This window comes from Pinirhizobacter sp., from assembly GCF_035317885.1.
Lineage (GTDB): Bacteria > Pseudomonadota > Gammaproteobacteria > Xanthomonadales > Rhodanobacteraceae > Pinirhizobacter.
Genome location: NZ_DATHFX010000045.1, coordinates 1 through 2,799, shown reverse-complemented (window position 1 = coordinate 2,799; position 2,799 = coordinate 1). Strand labels below are relative to the sequence as shown.

Sequence of the window (2,799 nt, the reverse complement as noted above, 5' to 3'; positions counted from 1 at the left end):
ATGCCGAACAGCCCCGGGTGGCGCTCGCCGGCGAACAGGGCATAGCCATCGTTGTAGATCAGCCGGGCCTCGCTGCCCCAGGCCATCACCATAGGGGCCGGCGAGGCCAGCAGCATGGCCGTGGCAGTACGCAACGAAGACGGCCAGCGGTCAATCGGACCCAGGGACGTGGCGGCCCAGTCGTGCTCGCGCAGCCGGCGCGCCATCTCGCCCTGCGTGCTATCGGACAACCGTTGTGTGGGCGGGTGGGACATGGATTGCGGTTTTACAGTCAGGCATGTGGTGGCGCCGTCGAGCGCGACGTAATGCCTTCGACCCAGCCAGGACGCTCACCGAGCTTGCCGATCACGGCCTGGTAGGTGAGTTCCCGGGCCACGGCGAGCACCGTGGCTGCATCGTTGCTGGCGTCGATGACCGTTGCATCGAGCAGGTCCGGCTCAAGGAAAATGGCCCGGCACCGCGCAAGATTGTCGACGTCCTCGAAATGATTGGGCTTGTCGCCGCGGGCGCGGATGCGCGACAGGCCTTCGTTGGGGTCGACGTCAAGCACCAGCAGCAGGTCGGGTCTTGGCGCGAAGTCGTTCGCGGCCAGCAGTTCCTGGACATCCAGCCCCGCCGCGCCCTGGTAGGCCACGTTGGACGGATAGTAGCGGTCCAGGATCATCACTTCACCGCGCCGAAGAGCCGGGGTGATCACCGATTCGACGTGCTCGCGGCGATCGAGCAGCAGGTAGCGCAGTTCTTCCGCGGGATCGAGCCGTCCTTCGATCGCCGACTGCCGGAGCTTGGTGCCCCAGGGGCCCGCGGTGGGTTCCTTGCCGATGGTGACGCCCAGGCCTACATTCTTCAGGACCGCCCCGAGGCTGGTGGCGAGGGTGGTCTTGCCGGCACCGTCGATGCCTTCGATGGCGAGCACGAAGCCGCCGGGGATCTGAGCTTGGGTCATCGCCGAACTTTATCCGCTCGGCACCGCGAATGCACTTCGGCGGTACGGCGATGTTGGGGGTCAGCCGCGATGTTGGGGGTCAGAGTAATTACTCTGACCCCGGGCGCGGACCCCGGGGCGCGATCGCTAGGTTCGCGGGCATTCCATCGGTGAAAAGCGTCCCCACAGTGATAGGACGCCTCAACTTGAACCAGGAGCTCCTACGCCCATGCACATCGACCTTAGTGGCCGCAGCGCCATCGTTTCAGGATCCACCGCCGGCATCGGCCTTGCCATTGCCACGGGCCTTGCCGGTTCCGGCGCCCATGTCGTGGTGACCGGCCGCACCCAGGCCCGTGTCGAGGAGGCCCTGGCCTCCATCCGCGCCAGCCACCCGAAGGCTTCCCTTGTGGGCCACGCCGGTGACCTGGGTACAGCGCAGGGCGCCACGGACCTGATCGCCGCTTTCCCGGATATCGATATCCTGGTCAACAACCTGGGCATCTTCGAACCCAAGGCCTTCGTTGACATCACCGATGCGGACTGGATGCATTTCTTCGAGGTGAACGTGATGAGCGGCGTGCGCCTGGCCCGCCACTACGCCCAGGGCATGAAGGAACGCGGCTGGGGCCGCATCCAGTTCATATCCAGCGAATCAGGCGTGCAGATACCGGCTGAAATGATCCACTACGGGGTGACCAAGACGGCGCAGCTGGGATTGTCGCGCGGGCTGGCCGAAGACCTTGCCGGCACTGGCGTCACCGTCAACGCACTGCTGCCCGGCCCCACGCGTTCGGAAGGCGTGGGTGATTTCTTCGGCAAGATCGCCAGCGAGAAGGGCATCCCGCTGGCTGAAGTTGAGCGCGATTTCATCGCAACGCACCGCCCGTCGTCCCTGATCAAGCGGTTGGCCACCGTGGACGAGGTGGCTGCCATGTCGGTGTACCTGGCTTCCGAGCAGGCATCGGCAACGACGGGTGCCGCGGTGCGCGTGGATGGCGGGGTGGTGCGGTCGATCGTTTGAGGCGGCTTGCGCGCAAACTCAGTCGAGCGTGCGCGTGTCGCCTGTGATCACGTTCAGTACCGGAAGACCTGAGATGGCCCGGCGTCGCGCGTCGCCGGAGAGCCAGTTCGCCTTGCCGTCGGCGTCGCGGCTTTCCCGGTAACGGGAAATCTCGTGGGCCTGGGAAGGGCTGCACACGGCAAGGCTGTCGTTGAGGAGGTCGCTCCGCACGAAGAAGGCATTGTTGCCGGCGCTGTTGCCTCCCACCAGGCTATAGCCCTTCGTGGACGCCAGATGCGCCAGCGCTGCGATTGATGCACCCCAATACAGGTTCGAATGGTGCGCGGCGCTGCGCTGGAAATCGGCCTGGTAGGGCACGGTGAGGGTATCGGCAGGTCCGAATACGCTGTTGTATTCGCACACCACGATGCGCGGATGGAAGGCTTCGATGGCCTGCCACACGTGGTAGTCGTTGCCATCGATGTCGATGGACAGCACGCCAAGGTCGGCATCGAAGCCGCTTTCGGCAAGCAGGCCCTGGATATTCTCGCGGGTGATGAACGCCTGCTTCGCGGTGAGTTCGTGCCGCCAGAAGTAGGGTGCGCGGCGGATCGACTTCACGTTGTCGGCCGAGCCGTCGATCACGAAGCCGCGCCAGTTGTCCTTCTGCATCAGGAATCGGCAGTTGGATTCGGAGAAATCCTCCACGCCGAACTCGATGAACGTTCGCTGGGCGATGGGAACGACGCGCGTAAGAAATTGCAGGATGCCGTCCTCGCCCCATTGCGAGAACACCTTGAACTCATGGCCGACAAGCCGCTGCGACGTGTTGCTCAAATCCAGCTTCGACAGGATCACGCCCTGGTTGAAG

Annotated in this window: 3 protein-coding genes and 1 pseudogene; 1 reads left to right on the top strand and 3 read right to left on the bottom strand. The window is 64.6% G+C overall.

The features are described 5' to 3' along the window. Positions 1-254, bottom strand: a pseudogene (locus VK519_RS01390) (histidine kinase); the annotation flags it as partial. 17 nt (positions 255-271) lie between these two features. Then, positions 272-946, bottom strand: a complete 675-nt coding sequence (tmk, locus tag VK519_RS01385) for a dTMP kinase (RefSeq protein WP_324346942.1) — start codon at positions 944-946, stop codon at positions 272-274. Between the two features lie 208 nt (positions 947-1,154). On the opposite strand from tmk, the gene VK519_RS01380 reads away from it, so the two are divergent. After that, positions 1,155-1,949, top strand: coding sequence for an SDR family NAD(P)-dependent oxidoreductase (locus tag VK519_RS01380; protein WP_324346940.1), 795 nt, complete (start codon positions 1,155-1,157; stop codon positions 1,947-1,949). Between the two features lie 18 nt (positions 1,950-1,967). Here VK519_RS01380 and VK519_RS01375 read toward each other — a convergent pair. Beyond that, positions 1,968-2,799, bottom strand: an 832-nt coding sequence (locus tag VK519_RS01375) for a hypothetical protein (protein ID WP_324346938.1), incomplete at its 5' end; no start/stop codon positions are given.

Excerpts from the sequence above, each read along its gene's own strand:
- tmk (WP_324346942.1), bottom strand. The coding sequence starts at position 946 with ATGACCCAAGCTCAGATCCCCGGCGGCTTCGTGCTCGCCATCGAAGGC.
- VK519_RS01380 (WP_324346940.1), top strand. The coding sequence starts at position 1,155 with ATGCACATCGACCTTAGTGGCCGCAGCGCCATCGTTTCAGGATCCACC.